Here is a 17,474-nt window from a genome sequence, read left to right as displayed (position 1 = left end):
CGACGATGACGAGTGGAACCGCGAATGGGTCTCGATCGTCCTCGACGAGAGCAACGACGTCCGGTCAGTTCGGACCGTGCCCGACTTCGGCGCCGCGCGGTCGGTCGTCGGGCTCGACGCCCACCCCGCGACACCACTCTGGCAGGCGAACACCGTCCCCTGGATCAAGACCACCGACGTCCTCGAGCCCAAGCAACGCCAGCTGTGGCGACGCTACGAGCGCGGGCTTCGAGTTGTCCAGGTTGGCGATGCGACCCGCCCGCTGTCGGGTGACAAGGCCCTCGAGTGGCTCAACGAGGACAAACTCGAAGTACTACTCGAGCACCTCGTCGACGAGTACGGTGCCCAGTTCCGAACGGCGATTACGACCGCCCAGACCGAAGATCGCCTCGCGGAGCTCATGGACGAAGCTGGCGTCGACGTCAAACGCGACGAACACGGCGACGCGAAGAACCTGATGCACTTCGGGGCCGAGAAATCGCGGAACGACTTCGCGAACGAGTCGATCGGCCTCGTCAACGGTTGCATGGATCCCGGTGACGACTACGTCCTCGATCTCCTCGCCGAACTCGACCTCGAGGCCGAGGTGGAGACTGCCGTCGACGACGCCGGCGACGAGTACCGAGCCCGTGGTCGTGGCTTCGAGGGTGACGACGCCGAGACAGCTAGCGAAATCCTCGCCTCGGTCCGCGAGAACCACATTGCACAGTCCGCCGGTCGGTACGCTCGCTCCCCTGACGATCCCGACGTGACGGCTACGGTGTTCGTTCGAACCGACGCTGTCCCCGCTGGGTTCGCCGACGTCCAGGCGCCGGGTGTCGAGTGGGTGTTCACCGACCTCCAGGAGGAGATCGTCGACGAACTCCGCTCGAGTGCGAGCTCGAAGACGGCACGAGAGATCGCCGAGTCGGTCGGCTGTACGAAAGAGCACGTCCGACAAACGCTCGAGCGGCTCTCCGATAACGAGTTCGGTGAACCAGCTGTCCACGTCTCCGAAGGGGCAGGATCCCATGGAGCAACGCTCTACAGCGAGTCTGGCCTCCCATCCGTCGGTTTTGTAGACATTCACGAATCACCAACTACCCCCTACGGGGACTCTAGTAGGTGGGCGTTGGCGATCCGCGACCCCTATGCAGGAGGTGACGTCGATCACGGGCTGAGTGGCACGGATAGTGACGACACTACCCCAGTCTGGGATTGGCGGTCACCGCCTGATATAGGTGACTGACCTTACCGACACCCCACACGACGCAATGCTCGACGACCTGCCGCCGAGTGCCAAGTACGTCTTTAGAGTGCTGTCTGATGATGGTCCGATGACGGTTGCAACACTTGTCCAGAAGACACAACTTCAACGGCGAACAATTCAAAACGCAACGGACCGGCTCGAAAATAAAGGTGTCGTTGAGTGCCGGGTTGGCCGTACTGACGCTAGAGAACGTGTCTACGGATTGTCTGATGACGTATAAGACATTGTTTCTTATATCTGTTCCATTATTACTTATCGGTCTCCAACGGGATGAGTAACGAACCGCTGCAAGGGACTTGATCCGGTGGCCGAACTACCGGAGTAAAGTGTTCTACCTGGGGTCGTTGGAAGCGGCCTGGGTTTCATAGCTACGACCATGTCTGTTCAATTGCAACACCAGTCTGAGAGCTACGAGTGTGGCCACTGCCACGAGGAGTTCACGCCACCGGCAACTGCTGGCTCCTTTTGCTCGAAAGAATGTCACGACGCCCACCGGGCAGAAAAGCAAGCGGCCGAAGTTTTCGAACTCCTCGAGCACGACCACCGATTCTGCTCGACCTGTGGGCGGCAACTCAAGACCGTCGAAGAGCCTCCAGAACACAACGATGTCGGGAAAACGATCCCCGACTGCGTCATCGGCTGGGAGTATCGGACCAATCACGCTGAGCTGGGCGAGCGATCGCCCCGCGTTCAGGACGACCCGGCAGATCCCGATATCCCAGCCCAGGGCAAGGCTCCAGTCTACGCCTACGATCGTGACGACGAAACGCAGAATACTGGCACGTATCTCAACTACCGCAATCCACTCCCAACGAGTCCGTCGACGAACGATCCCGTCCGGACCGGTACAGTGTGCTCGTGTGGCAACACCGATCATAAGCACGAGGACGAAACCCTCCGGAAGCGCCTGCCGTTCACAACCGCCCACTATCTGGCGGTCGCGACGGAAACACTGCGATCGGAGGACAAACACGAAGTTCGAATCGACCACGAAAGATTGTTCGAGAGCGTCTTTGAGCGCGACTCGATCCGCGAGGCCTTCGCGAAGGCGGTGATCCTCTGATGTCTGATCTCGATCCCAACAATCTGGCAACCCGCCGTCTCCGTGGATATGAGTTCGAGCACGTCGTGCCGTGGGCAGAACTATTCGGCCTGGAGGAATCATGAGAGTCCAAAACACAGGACCCGCTATCGGCGATTCGGTCGAAGCGCAGTTCCTCGGCCGGCCCACAACTGGCGAGGTCGCGGACATCCGCTTCGAGCCGTCGATTTCAACTCGAGATACCGAGTACGTCCTCAAGACAGACTCGGGGAAGATCATCGTTCCTGAGGGCGACCTGATCGAGTAACCGATGACGTCGGCGTCGATCCGTCTCGACTCGCGCTCGAGACACGCCGACCGAGGCAGGCCCGTGTGGAGCCGGTTAATCCACGCATCAATAGCCTACTCGTGTGCGACCAAGGACTGGCACGTGGCACAAACAGTTCACTCCGAACTTCTCTGCACCCAGCGACATTCAACGACCGCTGATGCTCTCGGTATCGTCATCCACTCCATAGCGCCAGGTCACACGAGCCCGCGGTGAGGGATCTACCGTCGACCAACTCGGGGACAACTCGAACGTCGGCGGTTCGACGATCGACCGCTCGCGAAAGCCAGCGATCCCGACGTCGACCCACGGCCGCGAACCAACAAACGAGCCAGTCCGACCTGTATTCCCCTACCCGTTTTCAGTACACAACAGAGTCGGTAGCTCAGTCGGGCCAGAGCGCTGGGTTCCAGACTCGAGCGCCTGACACATACCTATGAGCACACACGATGAACGTTGTACCGACCCGACGGTTTTCAACGACTGGTCTCGCCCAGCCGAACGAGTCTGGGCCGAAATATCCTGTCTCGCGAGGACGATAATGCCCTCAAAGGCAACAGGAACCCGCGGGGCCGTCACAATCTTTTTGTTCCTCGTCTGGGCGATCATGATTCTCGGCGTCGAGGTCGACCACGCGATCGTTACGCTACAGTACGGCGCCGGCCAGTACATCCAACATCTGCTGACGGCCCTCGTGTTTCTGGTCATCGGCCGGATGTGGGGAATCGAGGTCGAGACGCTCATCTCGGGACTCGTTCGAGGCGACGGCTCAGGCAACGATCGCGATGCCGACCGCGGTTATCACTCTCGCGAAGAGCTCGAGGACTACCGGGACGACGACTGACGATGCGAGAATATGGAACGAGCAGTAGCAGCCTTTTCGATACTCATAGCGATTCTGGGCCGTCGAACAATCTCGCTAAAAACAACTCAACCTCATGGAGTCCCCTGAACAGTTCCACGACGAGGCCCACCCAGAGGCCAGGAAAATCACCGGCCCACTCCAGTACGGCGAATGGGGCCAGTGCATCGGACAGTCGACACAGAACGACCGACGATGTCACGGTCACGCTCGAGGACCGCACGGGAAGTGCAACACCCACGGAGGCGCCGACGACTCTGGAGCTCCCGAAGGAAACCAAAACGCGGTCGGTAACGACGGTGGGGCTCCAAAAGACAACACGAACGCGATCACGCACGCGCAGTTCGCCGAGCGGAGTCGGTTCTACCGGAAGGTGATGGACAACATCGATCGGCGAGTGTGCGACGACATCTACCGCGAAACCGTCGAGGAGTTCCGCGAAAAGAACGGTAATCCGACGGCTCGCGACCTCGATACGATGTGGCAGATCGCCACTGAACATATCCAGATCGCATACGGCGACAACTGGCTCGCGGACCGGCCGTCCTCGCTCCGATCGGGCAATGCGATGGTCGATCGCGAGACGCGGCGAACTGAAAACGGTGGCGAGTATCACAAGTACAAGGAAGCGGTCACTGTTTCGACGAAACTCAAGCTCCGGAAAGAGCATCGTCAGTGGTTGAAGCAGAACAACATGACGAACGATCCCGAGAGCCAGCTAGCTGACTCCGTCGGCGATCTCTCGAGCATAATCCTGGAGGAATCGACGTGAGTGCTCAAGCCCAACAGAGCCCAGACGCCGGCGCCGGCGACGAACTCACACTGCGCGATCTCTACGAGGAGTGCAAGGGCCGCCCCCGATCCGAGCGCGTCAAGATCCTGTTCAACTTCGAGCCGACCGAGTACCAGGCCAACCTCCTCGACCGGATCGAAGGCGACGGACCCGGCCGGGCAGCCCCACAGAAAGGTCGCCAGGTTGGAGCTACGCTGACCGCTGGCGTGATCGGTGCCGACCATGCCTTGTGGGCACCACTGCTCGTCGGCGAGGCGACGGACGTTCTGTTTACGGCTCCGGGTCAGGAGACGGCTGACGAGATGTTCGAGGAGTGCAAGCAGCACTTCAAGAACGGCCCGCTCACGCTCGAGCAGTATGGCGTCGTCACAAAGAACGAGCAGACCTGGAAGTTCGCGAGCGGCACACGGATTCTTTCCCGGACGCTTGGAAACGTCGGCCAGGACGACCAGCCCGGAAACCGGGGGAAGAACCCGACGTGCGTCGTCGTCGACGAGGCGGCCTACGAGCAGGACCGCGTCTACGAGCAAGAGATCGAGCAGTTTTTCATCACACACCCGACGTTCGAGTACCTCCTGTTCTCGACGCCGGCGGGAGAGTCGGGCTATTTCTATACCAAGGTCGAGCACGACGACGACTGGTACAGCCCACATTGGCCGACGAAGATCTCGCCGTACGCCCAGCAGGAGTACATCGACGAGCAGCGCGAGAAGTTGCCCGACTCAGTGTTCAAACAGGAGTTCCTCGGCCAGTTCGAACCGGACGGTGACAGCGCGATCCCGCACTCGACGCTAAACCCGAACATCGTTCCTGACCGCGAGTTCATCACGTCGCGAGCTCGCTACCTCGGCATCGATCCGGCGCGCGGCGGCGACGACGAGATGGTCGCGTTCGATATGGATGAGTGCGGGACCTGTTGGAACGCGTGGGCATTCGAGACGATCTCGGGCCCGCAGTTCGTCGAGTTCCTTGAGGCCGTCCACACCGGCAAGGAGGATCTCGAGTACTGGAACGTGACGCCGTCGCCAGCGGTCGGGGAGGGCCAGATCCCGACCGATGGCTACGCGACGATCCTGATCGAGGAGAACGGCGTCGGCGGGTTCGCGGCGGACTTCGCCGAGGCTGGCCTCGGAAGCGTAATCAAGGTCGTCAACTCGACGAACGAGACGAAGCAGAATATCTACCAGCGGCTGACCAAGGACCTCGAGGCCGTAGAACTGGAGCTCCCGAAGTACAAGCCACTGATTCGGCAGACGACAAAGCTCGAGAAGGCGTTTACACCAACGGGCAAGGCGAAGTACGCCGCCCCGACCGGCAAGCACGATGACTGGCCGGACGGCATGGGCTTCGCGAACTGGGCCCGTCACGGTGGCGGTGAAGAGCTCGACGTTGAGGCTGACAACCCGTTCATCATCTCCCGATAATCATGCAACTTCGAGACCTACTTTCACGCCCCGATAGCGGCACCGATGACGACGACGAAATCCAGGAGCAACACGCCGAAGACCTCGAGCCCCGCGGCGAGTCGCGACAAGACGCCGGAAGTTACGTCGTCTCGCGAACCCGTCGCGACGAGGCCGATCCACGTCCTCGATACTCTCGACCGTCGGTGTCGACCGACGTCGAGAAAGCTCCAGATGTCATCGAGGAGTACCACCGAGAGTTCTACGTCGAGTTCGCACTCGGACAGGCCGCCCTCTCCATGTTCGACCTCTCGGTTTCCGAACCGGGCTGGTCGATCACCGCCGAGATCGGCGGCGAGAAAGACGAGGACATGACCGACGCGCTCGAGATGTGGGGAAAGAACTGCGCAATCCACGCTGGCGAGTCTGGTCAGGACATCATGCAGATCGTCTCGAAGTGCCCCTCGCACCGCCGGTCGAAGGGAACGCTCTTCGTCGAGAAAGTCCGCTCGAGAGAAAGCGAGCTCGGTGGCGTGATGATGCTCGACCCGTCGACGATGAGCATCTACAAGCGCGAGGACCAGAACCTCGTCGTCCAACCGAACGACGACGTCGAAGGCGATCACCCGACGACGCCGGACGCAAAGTCGGCGGCGTACGTCCAGTACGACGGGCACGCGACCAAAGACGAGATCGCGTTCGCCGAGGACGAGATCATCAAGCTCGCCTACAACGTCCCCGAAGGCCGCGCCTGGGGGCAGATGATCTGGCGGGCGATCCGCGAGAACATCCGCCGCCTCCGGAAGATCAAACGCGACCGTGGTGCGTCGATCCGGCTCACCGGCTGGCCGCATCTGATCTACGGCCTCGAGGGGGCGACCCAAGACCAGGCACAAGACCTCGCCGATGCGCACGATGATGGCAACCTCCAGGCCAAAGAGGGTCCGAAGGACCAGGACGACGAGTCCTCGAGCTCTCGCGTCGGCCGAACCGACTACGTCAACCATCAGGTCAACGTCGAGGAAGTCTCGCCGGACATCCCCGATGTCGGCGATGCGATCATGGACGAGATCGAGGAGATCTTCTCGGTCATGCCGGTCTCGAAGCCGATGGTCGCCTACGCTCAGGACATCAACCAGTGGGTGATTGAGCCCCTCGAGCGCCGCGACGATCTCAACATCGACGATGAACGGCGCTACCTCGAGAGCAAGTGGGAGCCGCTATTCGAAGAGAAAGCCGACGAACTCGCCGGCGGCAGCTACGAAGGCGACGTTCGCTGGCGGATCGAGCAACCCAAAGAGGACAACCCGCTCCTGCGTGGTGACTTCGATCCGGAACGACTGCTCAACCTCGTGCGGGCGCACAACGAGTGGCCTTCGTCGTTCTCGAAAGAGCTCTTCTACCACTACGTTGGCATGAACCGCGAGGAGTGGGAGGATGAGATCGACGACGCGGCTGTCGAGCGCGCCCAGGAGATCGTCGCCCAAGCACAGGCCGAGAACGATGAATCGGACGAGGAGGCCGGTGACGAGGACGAGCTCGAAGAGGATGACGACGAGTAATGCCGTCCGAAGATCCCACGCAGTCGAAGAACCGACGTCGACGTTGGACGGGCCGATTCAACTCTCGCTACGAGTCGATCATCGGCAACCTCAACGACGAGCTCCGCGGTGGGTCGGAGTTCCGCCCCCAGAACGACGTCGAGGAGTCGCTCCAGACGGCCGACTTCCGCGAGTGGTTCGAACAGCAACTCGAGGACGAGGTCGTCGAACCGCTCCCACAGCGCGCGGTTCGAAACGGCGCCCACTACACCGCCGACTACGTCGAGGAGTTCTACCGAACCGGCCTCCGGCTTGCCGACGAGGACATCCGCCAAGCCGGCGCGGACATTCCGGACGTCCCCCCGGAGGACGTCGCTTCGAGCGAACTCCATCAGGAGAGGCTCCGGGCCGAGTACGTCGAGGTCTATCAGGAGCTCGAGGACGTCGCTCGCGAGACCGAGCGCCAGGCAACTCGAGAGTACCGGGACGCTGTCGGCGCCGGCGCAACGCTGGCGGCCACGCTCTCGACACTGAAAGACCGCGTTAGAAAGGTCGGCGAGAGCCGGACGAAGAACCTGACCCACTCCTACGGCACGCGGATCGTCAACGACGCAGTTGTCGAACGCGCTCACGAACTCGGCATCGAAGAGATCGGTGTCGACGTTGAGACAGACATCACGATCGACGGCGAACCACTCCAGGAGTGGGCAGCGGTTCTCGACGAGGCGACCTGCGATCAGTGCCGGGCGCTGCATGGCAACGCCTACAAAGTGAGTGACGTCCGGAGCGGGAACGCCCCGAAACCGGTCGATGACACTCACAACTACTGCAGGTGCCGTTTCATCATCGCACAAATATGACACCACACGAAAACGAACTTCGAGAACAGTTAGCGGCGGCTGAAAGCGGCGGTGCGGCCGTCGCCGAACCATCGGACTCTGGAACGACCGTCCGGATCAACCCGATTCCAGAGGGTGAACGGACGGTCGGACACCGACCCGGATCCGAGGACGACGAGGTCGCGATCTGGGATCCCGAGCCGATGAAAGAGGCCGTTGAAAGCGGTGCTCTAGATGGCTCGACGATCGTCAAAGGCCGCGCCGGGAAGAACCCACACTACGGCTTCGACGAGCAGGTTGGTGCTGACGACGTCCTCGGGAAAGTCGAGGAGTGGGAGTACGAGGACGGCGTTGGGCCCGTCGGCAAGGCACAACTCGCCGACGAGGGAATCGCCGATCGCATCGAGCTCGATCTTCTGGATGTCTCCGGCGACTGGCTTCGACGTCTCGGAGAGTTTGACGCCGATCGCGGCGGCAAGCCCGTCGAGGAGGTCCTCGGACTCCCTCGAGTGACCGTCGTCGAGCGTGGCGCATCGAACGCCTCGATCGACCTCGAGCCGGAGACAGCCGAGGCGCTGGGCTACAACCCCGACGCGCCGGACGTCCAGGAACAGCACGCCGACGCTGTCGTACCGGCGCCGCCGGACGGCTGGGTCGACTTCTACGATCAGCTGGTCGCCGGCGACGCCGTCTCGGTCTCGGGTGCGTACTACTCCGAGGCCGATTACTACGTCTCGATCCACCCCGAGGGCGACGTCCTCGAGGAGCCCGACCCATCACTCGGCGAGACGATCGCCGAGCTCGGCCCCTTCCCGGCCGAGCGGAGTGAGGGTTCGATCACGCTCCCGCTCGAGGAGCCGCTCAACCAGTCCCAGACGCTCCATGCACTCCTCCGGGAAGCCGACGACGGCGCCGGCGACCCGATCGAGATCGACGGTCGGCACGTGATGAACGGCGCGGTCGTCCGGGTCGCGGATCCGGAGGGCGACGCCGAGTACCTCGCAGAAACGGCTGAATCGAACGAAACGATGGGGGCGGAATCCCCTGCGGACGACGATGATCCAACACACATGGGATCCAAAAACGACGACGAACTCAAGGAACAGCTAGCCGAGGTCCGGAGCGAGCGCAACGAGCTCGAGTCAGACAAGAAGGACCTCGAGGAACAGCTCGCCGCGGCCGAAAGCGAAGTACAGGAAAAGGAGGACACGATCGACGACCTCCGGGACGACACACGGCACATGCGCCAGCGGTATGCCCTCCGGGCGACCGGTGGCAACGATCCCGCCGCGGAGACGCTCGTCGAGTCGGACAAAGATCTCGACGCGCTTGCCGAGATGGCGGCCGAGTCTGATGACGACCTCGAGCTCGATCGGGACTCCGACGAGTCCTACACCGAGCAGATCGAGGAGCAGCTCGCGGCGCCGCTCGACCCCCGCGGTAAGGGCGAGGAGGAAGACGGCCCCGTCGACGACTACAATCCCGAGGAGGTCGAGCAGCTCGCCGGGAGCGTCCTGTCGGCTCGAGACATCCAGCGCATCAACGGAGAGGACATCTCCCGCCGGGAGTACCTCAAGCGCGAGCACGACGTCGACCCCGCACAGTACGGCAGCGAGTCATCGCTCCGCACGGCAATCGACTCGGCTAACGGAGGTGGGAACTGATGGTGTCTGGTGACTTCACGCTCTTCGAACCCGGCGAGCAGCCGCTTACGGTCACGCTGGTCGCTGACTCGGCGGGCAACGTCCCCGAGCTGAACGACTTCGTCGAGATCGTCGGCGAGAACTCCCAGCACGCAGAGGTTTCGGTCGTCGAGAACGCCGGCGCAGGCGTCGGGACGATCACGCGTCTGCCTCGAGACTACGACGAGGACGCCACCTACGAGGCCGGCGAGACGATCGGCGAGGCGTCGGTCATCCCACGCTCGCCTGTCGATTGGACCAACCCCTCCGATGGCGAGGACCTCTCGCCGGGCGACGATGTCGTCTCCGACGCCGGCGGCGGTGTCCGGGCCTTCGACGACGAGGCCGACACCGCGGACATGATCGTCGGGCCGGTCTGGACGACGATTTCCAAGGGGAACTACACCACGGGCAAGGTCGCGGTTCTGCGCCAGAACTAACAACGAGATACTGATCACACATGTCGCGAGTTACCTTTCAGAACGTCGATGGTCTGACCCCCGAAGTGCTGCGGAACACGATGGTCGAGACCATCAACCAGATGGATCGAATCAACGTCGGCGACGGCGAGGGCTACGCAAGCGCCCTCACCGTGTTCCCGATGGTGAACATGAACGCCCCCGAAGAGGGGTACTACACATTCGGCGGCGTCTCCGGTGGGATGCCGGCGGCCGCCCCCGACGCCGAGTCGCCGATGGGCGCACTCGAACTGCCGGGCAAGAACACCTACGAGACCCACTCCTACAAGCGGAAGATCAACCCGAAAAAGGAGGTTGAGGTCGAGCTCGATTCGGCCAACGCGCCGTTCTCGCTGTTCAACTACGGCGCCAGCTACCTCAACGCGGAGACGTTCGTTCGCCGCGAGATCGTCACCTGGCGCGGCGACGAGAACATCGAAGGCCTGATCGGCCCTAACGGGGACGATCCGCACTCGGAGATTGCGGACGCGGACAACGCATACACGAACTACGACACGTGGGATGACTACGAGGCCTCGGATCCCTACCGGAACGTCCTCGACGTCGCTCACAACATCAAGACGCAGGGCCGGTTCATGGGCAACGAGAACCGCCCGCCGATGTTCGTCGGTCCGAACACTATCCGAGACATGCGACTCAACGAGTCGCTACGTAACCGGCTCGGGGCCACTCGAGATGCGACGCTCAACACCGCGGACGTCGCCGGGCTCATGGCCGACGACATCTCCGGGATTCGTGAGGTCGCGGTCCAGGTCCCGCGGACTAACAACAACGGCGAGCTGATCGACGAGGACGACAACGTCGTCGAAAAGGCCAGTGATGCGGCGATGGACAACATCCTTGAGCCGTACGATCCGGACACGGGCGAGAAGAACCGAAACGTCATCATCGGAACGCCCGGTGTCGAGTCGGCATTCATGCCGTGGTTCCTCGAGAAGCTCACCAAGATGGCCGATGGGGCACCGATCACCTCCTCGATCAGCATCGACGAGGAACGCGGATTCCTCACGCAGATGTGGAACAACGACGACCCGATCGCGACCTTCATGGCCTCGAAACAGGACCTCGGCTTCCACTTGCGCCGCCCCGAGAACTGGGCGGTAATGCAGGTGTAACGGGCAGATGGTCGAACTCTATTGGCCCCGGTCGACAACCTTTCTCGGGCCTAACGAGCACTACTCTGGCCCAGGTGTCCACGACGTTCCCGACAACCTCGAGGAAGGGTTCCGGGCCCGCGGCTGGGAAGACCCGCCTGACGAAGCCGACGACTCTGAGGACGAGGACGAGATCGACGAGCGCGCGCTTGACCTCGCTGACAGCGGCTATCAGGATGCCGTCGACGCCGTCGAAGCCGGCGAGGCCGACGAGTATCTCGATGATCTCGAGAACGTCGACGACCGCTCGACCGTCCAGGACGCGATCGTCGAACGCACTCACGAGTTCGGTATCGAGGAGTAACCCACGATGAGCGAGGATCACTACGCCGACATCCAAGACATCCGCGACGAGCTCCACGCCGAAGGCTGGGATCCGACTGGGCTCACCGACGAGTACCTCGAGCGCCGGATCGGCCGGCGAGCGCATCCGATCGTCGAGAACGAGCTCGCCGACGAGAATCCCGAGTGGAAGCTCCCGATCCTCGAGGCGCTGCTCGCCGGTCACTACATCCTCGCCAGCGGGAACGACGACGTCCGGCAGATCAACCGTAAGTCCGACGCCGACGGTTCGACCGCGAACTATCAGGGCGACCTCGGCGAGCAGGGCCTTCGCGGGACGACGCTCGGTCAGCAGGCGATCGAGGAGGACGACAGCGGTATCCTCGCCGACCGGGCTGCGACCGTCGACGATCCCGAGGACGAGGACCCGTTCTGGTTCGTCTCGCGGAGCGCCTAGCCACTCATGAACGAGAACGTTACCGTCACCGTCTCGGCGTACGTCGAGACCGGCGAAGAGGAGGACGACGGCATGGGCGGCACCCAGCCCGTCGAGGAGTGGGTCGTGATCGCCGAGGAGATCCCTGGCCGGTACACGCCCCACGGCAAAACGACGGTCAACGAGGACGCCGGCGAACGCGTCCGCTCGAGTGCCGTCTGCTCGATCCACCCGCGCTACGTCGGGGAGATCGCCGAGGATGGCACCTACCTGCGTGACGAACGACTACGTCCAGGAATCGACCGTCGCGTCGACATCCTCCGAGGCGATCGCGAACCGCGGCGCCGCGCGATCGAGACCGTCTCTGAAGTGCCGGGCCCGCAGGGCAAGGTTCCGAAGCGAGTCCGCCTCGAACTCGAGGTAGTGACATCATGACGATGGGTTTCAGCTGGGAGAGCGGTCACGATCCCAGCTCGTTCGCCGCCGATCTCGGCACCTTCCGCGACAACTTTTTCGACAGCGTTGAGGACGACGTCGAGGCGGCGGTCGACGACGCCGTCGACGAGGCACAGTCTCGAGCTCGCGTGGACACCGGCGAGATGCGCAGTTCTATCCGCGGAGAGGTCGAGAAGATGGCCTCGAAGGTCGTCGCCGAGCTGATCGGCGGTGCCGAGCACACAATCTACAATGAGTTCGGAACGATCTACATGAGCGCCCAGCCGATGATCCGGCCGGCGCTGCGCTCGATCGAAAAGGACCTCGTCGAACGAATCGCCCGGAGCTGGCGCTCTGCCGCCCGGAGCTTATGACCATGAACCCACGCGAACACCTCAGCCGATCGCGACGAGAGTGTCCCGACTGCTCGGGGCTGTCACACTGCCAGACCCATCGGAAGGCTCGGCGTGTCCTCTCTCGGTCGGGTGCTGACGCCTACCGCAAGTTCGCCGCCGAGAACGAACGAACCGAACGCGAAGCGATCGCCGAGAGTCTCATCGGAGACGCGACGTTCGGTGCCGAGTCCATGCTTCCGGAGGGATCGAAGTGACCCGGCGCGGTTCCGACAACACGAAAGAGCTGACGGCCGATGTCATCACCGACCTTCGGACCGACGATCGACTCCTCGAGACGCTCGGCGACGGCAACGAGCCCGGCGATCCAACCGAGCGGATCCGAACACCGCTGACGGCACCAAGTCCCGACAACATCCCGCCGGCGTTGGTGGTCGTCGACGTCCAGGCCGTCGGCTCCATGTCAATGGGGCGGCCGACGTCGGTCGACTACGAGATCGAGGCCGGACTCACCATCACCGCGGGCTGGATAGAGGGCGACCGACCAGGCCCGAGCGCCGATCTAGCCTTTTCGGACATCCTCGACGCCATCTCCGAGCGAGCCGCGGTGTCGTTCGGTGTCGATCACCTTGCACAAGTCGACAGCGGCAGTGGCGGGTCGGGCGTCCTCGACTCTCCGATGGATGCTGGCGAACGTGCGGCCGCTCGAGTATTCGCGTTTACACAGTCACGAAACTAACCCCATGACAGTCTACAGAAACGAGAAAGGCACGCTCACGTGGGCCGGATCGAACGGCGCTTATCGACGTGGCGACGTCGTCGTCGAGCCGCCCGAGCACATCCTCGAGAAGTTCCGCGACGAGTTCGAGCGTCTCGACGATCCCGAGACAGGTACCATCGATCGCGAGCTCCTCGAGGGGCTCAGGTATCGGACGCTACAGCGGATTGCCGCGAGCGATGCCTACGACGGCGTCAACGGGAACGCTCCGAAAGCGAAGATCCTCGAGACCGTCGGCACCGACGCAGGCGAATCGGCTGACGAGTAACCAACCGTCCCGCTCCCGGATAGCGAGCGGATCACAACATCATGTACGCAGAACCCAACACCGAGACGAATTATCAGGGCCGATGGGTCGACATAGGATTCGTGTCCGACCTCGGTACCACAGAAGAAACGATCGAATGGCTCGACCACGTCTATGCGGACACCACGATCAGCAAGGATCCCGACGAGGACGAGTTCGTGTACAACGGCCACCGATACACGATCTCCGAGGAGGGTCACATCACTCGCGAGGCCGAACTCGGGATCTATCCCGATGCCGATAACGCCGACCTCGAGACGGCGGGCCTCGTCAGCGAGGAGGGTGCCGAACAGCACAACGTTCGCCATGAGGCCGTCCTGTTCGTAATCTGGCCGAACGCCGAAGAGGATGACGAGACGAACGCGATCCGTCGCCTCGGAGAGAACGTTCGCGTCCAGGCTGGCGACGAGGAGCTCGCCGACGGACCCTATGAGATGGGATTCACGCTCTCGATTGAGGGCAAGTACTGGTTCGATCCCGAGGGCGCCCTCAACGGAGACACCACTGAGTAATTATGTCTCAGTCACAACCCAGGCCGCCGGAACCGGAGGATCGCGAGGAGGTCCTTGGCGAACTCGGCGGCGAGAACGTTGAGGAGGTCCTTGAGCGCGGCGAGAAAAAGCACGAACGCGCCGAGGAAGAACGCCAAGAGCAGCTCGAGGAGCAACGCGAGAGCGCCGCCGACGCCCAGGCCGTCGAAGACTGGCTCACGCAGGAGACGACCCACGACGTTGACGCGATCGCGTTCCGTGGCCGCAACTTCGAGTTCTCCCAGCCCGGCGTGATCCACCGACGCGAGACGCTCAAACTCCTCTCGGAGTCCGACCCCGAGGAGTTCGAGGATGTCGACCCCGATGATGACGAGGCTGTCAACGAAAAAATCGAGGAGAACCTCGATCCCGAGTCGATCAAGAGCGTCGTCGGACTGTACGATCATCAACTCGAGACGCTGTGCGAGCTCTGTACCGACCCCGTGATGGGCGACGAGGAGGTCCCTGAAGGCGACGACCTCTCACTCGGTGCTCAGCGCTGGGGTAGGTTCGGCCTCGAAGACGACGTCGACGAAGACGGCAACGTGCTCAAAAAGGGGCTGTCGTGGCTCGCTCGCAAGGTCGTCGCCGAACGCCTCGAGGCAACTGACGAGGACGAGGGAAACGACGACTAACGTCCGAGGAGGAGGGCGCAATCGACGACTTTCTCACCCGCGATGACTGCTACGGACAGGCGTGGATGGAGGTCGTCGTCGAAGGTCTCGGCAAGACACCGACCGAGTTCGGTCAGGAGACCGAGCCCAAGGAAAAGTACGCGATCCGCCAGTACGCGCGGATGAAAGCTGCCGGCAAGCGGAAACGGATCGAGGAGGCCGACAAAGCGGCCGACCAGAACAACTAGTACGCCAGCAGACGCTTTTGATAGTATGAACTCGCCTCGTGACGAGCTCCGTTCACACGTTACCAGCCGCTCGCGAACGGCGCGAGTCGTCGATGCCGAGCAACTCCCACCGTCCTCGGACGGTAGAGAGTACCGCTACGAGATCACGCTCCAGCTGGCCGCGTCGGTCGAGTCCGTACCGACCGAGGACGACGTCCAGGAGATCGCCGACGGCGTCCTCGAGGCGATCGCCGAGATTGACGACCCTGACTGGCCAGGTGCCGACGAGCTCTACATTCAGGTCTACGATCCCAACGGAACCGACAGCGGCGCCTGTGGGACAGCTCACTGGATCGCCAGCGAGTACGAATCGATCGAGACTCGACCGTACTTCTTCGGCGGGATAGAGCACTGAACACCGCCTATGAGAAGGATCATCAATATATAGAAATAGCGTTTGTAGATACTATAAATAAGATGCATTTGGTCGAAATTAAGAAGTGTAGGGGGCTTTCGATCTCTGTTTAAATATCTAATCTCGAGTCTGTTTGCTAAGGAAGTCAACGTTGACCTCCTGAATTGATTTTCCTTCTTTCTCCATTAGGTATGCATACTCTCGGATAACGTGGCCAAGGATCGATCTTGCTTGATTTATGATGTTTTTGACGCTGACCTTTTCAACTGGTCGAGCGTTGGGTGGATCTGTCTCATTTTCCAGATCAATGTAATCTCCTACCTGCGCGTTATTATGAACAATGCCATTCCGAATTCGAGTTAGGAGAGACAACAAATCGTGAATATATCGAACATCGAGACTTGGATGATGCCTAAGAAGGGTTGTACCCCGATCCGCAATTTTAGAGCTTGCACCTCCATCCTTGAGAAGCGTAGTCTCAAGCCCAATAAAGCAATCTACAATTTTATCTTGATAATTCGATTTCTGATACATCTGATTTAGTCGATTAAGTGCCAGTGTGAGTCCCTCACCCGTCAAATCGAAGTGACTTCCATATGAATCGTAATACTCCTGAAAGTCGTAAAACTGCTCCTTGGATAAACGGAGATGGTTACGTGAAAACATGGGCTCCTGCTGCGTTAGATTAGTATAATAGGTGCCGTAAACATTAACACAAATACCTCGATGGGTCATCCAGGACCGCTCAAGATTATAGAGCGGACCTATACTAACATCCCTTTCTGGGAGAAATAGCCGAATACTGGTGAGTATCTGTTTGACTATATCTGTTGCAACAGTTCTTGCAGCCGTACCAGTCCATCCTCTCCCAATGCCTGTCCGATCAGCATCATAAAATGATTGACGATCCTTGACTCGCAGGTTGAGATCTAACTTGTTTGTCCACTTGAGTCGCTTCTGCGTTTGACCCTTCTTGACAACCATTCCCGGGGTTCCATAAGTCTGAAGCCCAGTCATCTCATTATTAGTCAGTTTAGAAATAGTCGGGTTTGTTAAATGAGATATTTTGTAACTGCCCCAATTAAGATTGTCATTCAAGATTGACAGTGGATATTGTTTTGAATCGTTCCGTAACCTTTCAAACCAGAGTCCAGGGAGAGGGACAATAATGCGATGATGATGAACGGATGAATATCGCTTTGTAAACAGGTCGTTGTAAGCAGCATAGAAATCTGTCTCAGAGAAGTGGAGGGTTCCAGTGTAGTTCATTACCACCTTTGCGAATTCGAAAAGTCGTTTTTGATAGTGCTTCTTTATTTGCGATGTGTTATCCGGATCAAGTGCAGGTGGTATCTCAAACCCAGCATTATGATTGATTAACCACTCTGCCAAGTCCCCAAAAAACCATTTCCGAACTGAAGAATCTCGAACTAGTTTTGATGGCTTATTGATGAAATATTCACACTCTCTATCCCGAAAGTTATTAGAGGTGAAGATTGCTGTCTGAGGGATTTCATGATCTTGGTTATGTGCATAGTCTCGGACTTCCTTAATGAAAGAGGAGATCTCGTTCTTGATTCGATTAATGCTCTCTACAGACTCTCCCATATTGGTTAATTCCTCTTCTACATCAAATAACACGACCATCGAAGATAAGGCTAAAATATAATACACTGAAGGATACTCCGGCAGATAGCGGCGCATAGCCCAACGATCGACACTTAG

General features: G+C 60.4%; 23 protein-coding genes and 1 pseudogene. 23 read left to right on the top strand and 1 reads right to left on the bottom strand.

Annotation, left to right across the window (positions count from 1 at the left end; translation table 11 throughout):
* The 23 genes and pseudogenes from QNM96_RS16285 to QNM96_RS16180 form a co-directional block, all read left to right on the top strand.
* A pseudogene (locus QNM96_RS16285) lies at positions 1–1,228 on the top strand (hypothetical protein); the annotation flags it as partial.
* Between the two features lie 25 nt (positions 1,229–1,253).
* Positions 1,254–1,469 (top strand): helix-turn-helix domain-containing protein, encoded by a 216-nt coding sequence (locus tag QNM96_RS22930; RefSeq protein ID WP_345782537.1) that lies wholly within the window; start codon positions 1,254–1,256, stop codon positions 1,467–1,469.
* A 156-nt stretch (positions 1,470–1,625) separates the two neighbouring features.
* On the top strand, positions 1,626–2,312 hold the full coding sequence (locus QNM96_RS16280; RefSeq protein ID WP_283837658.1) for a hypothetical protein: 687 nt from the start codon (positions 1,626–1,628) through the stop codon (positions 2,310–2,312).
* Positions 2,313–2,412: 100 nt separating this feature from the next.
* Positions 2,413–2,598: a hypothetical protein gene (locus QNM96_RS16275; protein ID WP_283837656.1), complete on the top strand. Its 186-nt coding sequence runs from the start codon at positions 2,413–2,415 to the stop codon at positions 2,596–2,598.
* A gap of 562 nt (positions 2,599–3,160) precedes the next feature.
* Positions 3,161–3,463, top strand: a complete 303-nt coding sequence (locus tag QNM96_RS16270) for a hypothetical protein (protein WP_283837654.1) — start codon at positions 3,161–3,163, stop codon at positions 3,461–3,463.
* A gap of 94 nt (positions 3,464–3,557) precedes the next feature.
* Positions 3,558–4,253: a hypothetical protein gene (locus QNM96_RS16265; protein WP_283837653.1), complete on the top strand. Its 696-nt coding sequence runs from the start codon at positions 3,558–3,560 to the stop codon at positions 4,251–4,253.
* Positions 4,250–5,698 (top strand): hypothetical protein, encoded by a 1,449-nt coding sequence (locus QNM96_RS16260; RefSeq protein WP_283837652.1) that lies wholly within the window; start codon positions 4,250–4,252, stop codon positions 5,696–5,698. Before QNM96_RS16265 ends, QNM96_RS16260 begins: the two co-directional genes overlap by 4 nt.
* A gap of 2 nt (positions 5,699–5,700) precedes the next feature.
* The gene (locus QNM96_RS16255; protein WP_283837651.1) at positions 5,701–7,239 is read left to right on the top strand and encodes a hypothetical protein; all 1,539 of its coding nucleotides are present in this window, start codon (positions 5,701–5,703) and stop codon (positions 7,237–7,239) included.
* Positions 7,239–8,078 (top strand): hypothetical protein, encoded by an 840-nt coding sequence (locus QNM96_RS16250; protein WP_283837650.1) that lies wholly within the window; start codon positions 7,239–7,241, stop codon positions 8,076–8,078. Before QNM96_RS16255 ends, QNM96_RS16250 begins: the two co-directional genes overlap by 1 nt.
* Positions 8,075–9,721, top strand: coding sequence for a hypothetical protein (locus tag QNM96_RS16245; protein WP_283837649.1), 1,647 nt, complete (start codon positions 8,075–8,077; stop codon positions 9,719–9,721). The genes QNM96_RS16250 and QNM96_RS16245 overlap by 4 nt, the downstream gene beginning before the upstream one ends.
* Positions 9,721–10,179: a hypothetical protein gene (locus tag QNM96_RS16240; protein WP_283837648.1), complete on the top strand. Its 459-nt coding sequence runs from the start codon at positions 9,721–9,723 to the stop codon at positions 10,177–10,179. Before QNM96_RS16245 ends, QNM96_RS16240 begins: the two co-directional genes overlap by 1 nt.
* A gap of 20 nt (positions 10,180–10,199) precedes the next feature.
* A complete protein-coding gene (locus tag QNM96_RS16235; RefSeq protein ID WP_283837647.1) occupies positions 10,200–11,333 on the top strand; it encodes a hypothetical protein in 1,134 nt (377 codons plus the stop codon).
* A 7-nt stretch (positions 11,334–11,340) separates the two neighbouring features.
* Positions 11,341–11,676 (top strand): hypothetical protein, encoded by a 336-nt coding sequence (locus tag QNM96_RS16230; RefSeq protein ID WP_283837646.1) that lies wholly within the window; start codon positions 11,341–11,343, stop codon positions 11,674–11,676.
* 6 nt (positions 11,677–11,682) lie between these two features.
* Entirely contained in the window at positions 11,683–12,111 is a 429-nt protein-coding gene (locus QNM96_RS16225) for a hypothetical protein (protein ID WP_283837645.1), read from the top strand.
* A 6-nt stretch (positions 12,112–12,117) separates the two neighbouring features.
* Entirely contained in the window at positions 12,118–12,525 is a 408-nt protein-coding gene (locus QNM96_RS16220) for a hypothetical protein (protein ID WP_283837644.1), read from the top strand.
* A complete protein-coding gene (locus QNM96_RS16215; protein WP_283837642.1) occupies positions 12,522–12,899 on the top strand; it encodes an HK97-gp10 family putative phage morphogenesis protein in 378 nt (125 codons plus the stop codon). Before QNM96_RS16220 ends, QNM96_RS16215 begins: the two co-directional genes overlap by 4 nt.
* A gap of 2 nt (positions 12,900–12,901) precedes the next feature.
* Positions 12,902–13,135, top strand: a complete 234-nt coding sequence (locus QNM96_RS16210) for a hypothetical protein (RefSeq protein ID WP_283837641.1) — start codon at positions 12,902–12,904, stop codon at positions 13,133–13,135.
* Complete coding sequence (locus QNM96_RS16205; protein WP_283837640.1) at positions 13,132–13,617, top strand: hypothetical protein; 486 nt, start codon at positions 13,132–13,134, stop codon at positions 13,615–13,617. The genes QNM96_RS16210 and QNM96_RS16205 overlap by 4 nt, the downstream gene beginning before the upstream one ends.
* Before the next feature lie 4 nt (positions 13,618–13,621).
* Positions 13,622–13,924: a hypothetical protein gene (locus tag QNM96_RS16200; protein WP_283837639.1), complete on the top strand. Its 303-nt coding sequence runs from the start codon at positions 13,622–13,624 to the stop codon at positions 13,922–13,924.
* A 101-nt stretch (positions 13,925–14,025) separates the two neighbouring features.
* Complete coding sequence (locus tag QNM96_RS16195; protein WP_283837638.1) at positions 14,026–14,475, top strand: hypothetical protein; 450 nt, start codon at positions 14,026–14,028, stop codon at positions 14,473–14,475.
* Positions 14,476–14,477: 2 nt separating this feature from the next.
* Positions 14,478–15,128, top strand: coding sequence for a hypothetical protein (locus tag QNM96_RS16190; RefSeq protein WP_283837637.1), 651 nt, complete (start codon positions 14,478–14,480; stop codon positions 15,126–15,128).
* Between the two features lie 65 nt (positions 15,129–15,193).
* On the top strand, positions 15,194–15,355 hold the full coding sequence (locus QNM96_RS16185) for a hypothetical protein (protein WP_283837636.1): 162 nt from the start codon (positions 15,194–15,196) through the stop codon (positions 15,353–15,355).
* 25 nt (positions 15,356–15,380) lie between these two features.
* Positions 15,381–15,749: a hypothetical protein gene (locus tag QNM96_RS16180; RefSeq protein ID WP_283837635.1), complete on the top strand. Its 369-nt coding sequence runs from the start codon at positions 15,381–15,383 to the stop codon at positions 15,747–15,749.
* 117 nt (positions 15,750–15,866) lie between these two features.
* Here the strand turns inward: QNM96_RS16180 and QNM96_RS16175 are convergent, their stop codons facing one another.
* Positions 15,867–17,453, bottom strand: coding sequence for a HEPN domain-containing protein (locus QNM96_RS16175; protein WP_283837634.1), 1,587 nt, complete (start codon positions 17,451–17,453; stop codon positions 15,867–15,869).
* Positions 17,454–17,474: the final 21 nt, after the last annotated feature.

Source organism: Halostagnicola sp. A-GB9-2 (assembly GCF_030068615.1).
Classification (GTDB): Archaea; Halobacteriota; Halobacteria; order Halobacteriales; family Natrialbaceae; genus Halostagnicola.
The sequence above is the reverse complement of the archived record's forward strand: the minus strand, read 5'-3'. Positions and strand labels throughout refer to the sequence as shown.

Bases quoted from the DNA above. Each gene is read 5' to 3' on its own strand.
- QNM96_RS16220 (WP_283837644.1), top strand. From the start codon at position 12,118: ATGAACGAGAACGTTACCGTCACCGTCTCGGCGTACGTCGAGACCGGC.
- QNM96_RS16230 (WP_283837646.1), top strand. From the start codon at position 11,341: ATGGTCGAACTCTATTGGCCCCGGTCGACAACCTTTCTCGGGCCTAAC.
- QNM96_RS22930 (WP_345782537.1), top strand. From the start codon at position 1,254: ATGCTCGACGACCTGCCGCCGAGTGCCAAGTACGTCTTTAGAGTGCTG.
- QNM96_RS16210 (WP_283837641.1), top strand. From the start codon at position 12,902: ATGAACCCACGCGAACACCTCAGCCGATCGCGACGAGAGTGTCCCGAC.
- QNM96_RS16255 (WP_283837651.1), top strand. From the start codon at position 5,701: ATGCAACTTCGAGACCTACTTTCACGCCCCGATAGCGGCACCGATGAC.
- QNM96_RS16240 (WP_283837648.1), top strand. From the start codon at position 9,721: ATGGTGTCTGGTGACTTCACGCTCTTCGAACCCGGCGAGCAGCCGCTT.
- QNM96_RS16235 (WP_283837647.1), top strand. From the start codon at position 10,200: ATGTCGCGAGTTACCTTTCAGAACGTCGATGGTCTGACCCCCGAAGTG.
- QNM96_RS16185 (WP_283837636.1), top strand. From the start codon at position 15,194: ATGGAGGTCGTCGTCGAAGGTCTCGGCAAGACACCGACCGAGTTCGGT.
- QNM96_RS16200 (WP_283837639.1), top strand. From the start codon at position 13,622: ATGACAGTCTACAGAAACGAGAAAGGCACGCTCACGTGGGCCGGATCG.
- QNM96_RS16190 (WP_283837637.1), top strand. From the start codon at position 14,478: ATGTCTCAGTCACAACCCAGGCCGCCGGAACCGGAGGATCGCGAGGAG.
- QNM96_RS16280 (WP_283837658.1), top strand. From the start codon at position 1,626: ATGTCTGTTCAATTGCAACACCAGTCTGAGAGCTACGAGTGTGGCCAC.
- QNM96_RS16275 (WP_283837656.1), top strand. From the start codon at position 2,413: ATGAGAGTCCAAAACACAGGACCCGCTATCGGCGATTCGGTCGAAGCG.
- QNM96_RS16245 (WP_283837649.1), top strand. From the start codon at position 8,075: ATGACACCACACGAAAACGAACTTCGAGAACAGTTAGCGGCGGCTGAA.
- QNM96_RS16175 (WP_283837634.1), bottom strand. From the start codon at position 17,453: ATGCGCCGCTATCTGCCGGAGTATCCTTCAGTGTATTATATTTTAGCC.
- QNM96_RS16180 (WP_283837635.1), top strand. From the start codon at position 15,381: ATGAACTCGCCTCGTGACGAGCTCCGTTCACACGTTACCAGCCGCTCG.
- QNM96_RS16270 (WP_283837654.1), top strand. From the start codon at position 3,161: ATGCCCTCAAAGGCAACAGGAACCCGCGGGGCCGTCACAATCTTTTTG.
- QNM96_RS16250 (WP_283837650.1), top strand. From the start codon at position 7,239: ATGCCGTCCGAAGATCCCACGCAGTCGAAGAACCGACGTCGACGTTGG.
- QNM96_RS16265 (WP_283837653.1), top strand. From the start codon at position 3,558: ATGGAGTCCCCTGAACAGTTCCACGACGAGGCCCACCCAGAGGCCAGG.
- QNM96_RS16215 (WP_283837642.1), top strand. From the start codon at position 12,522: ATGACGATGGGTTTCAGCTGGGAGAGCGGTCACGATCCCAGCTCGTTC.
- QNM96_RS16225 (WP_283837645.1), top strand. From the start codon at position 11,683: ATGAGCGAGGATCACTACGCCGACATCCAAGACATCCGCGACGAGCTC.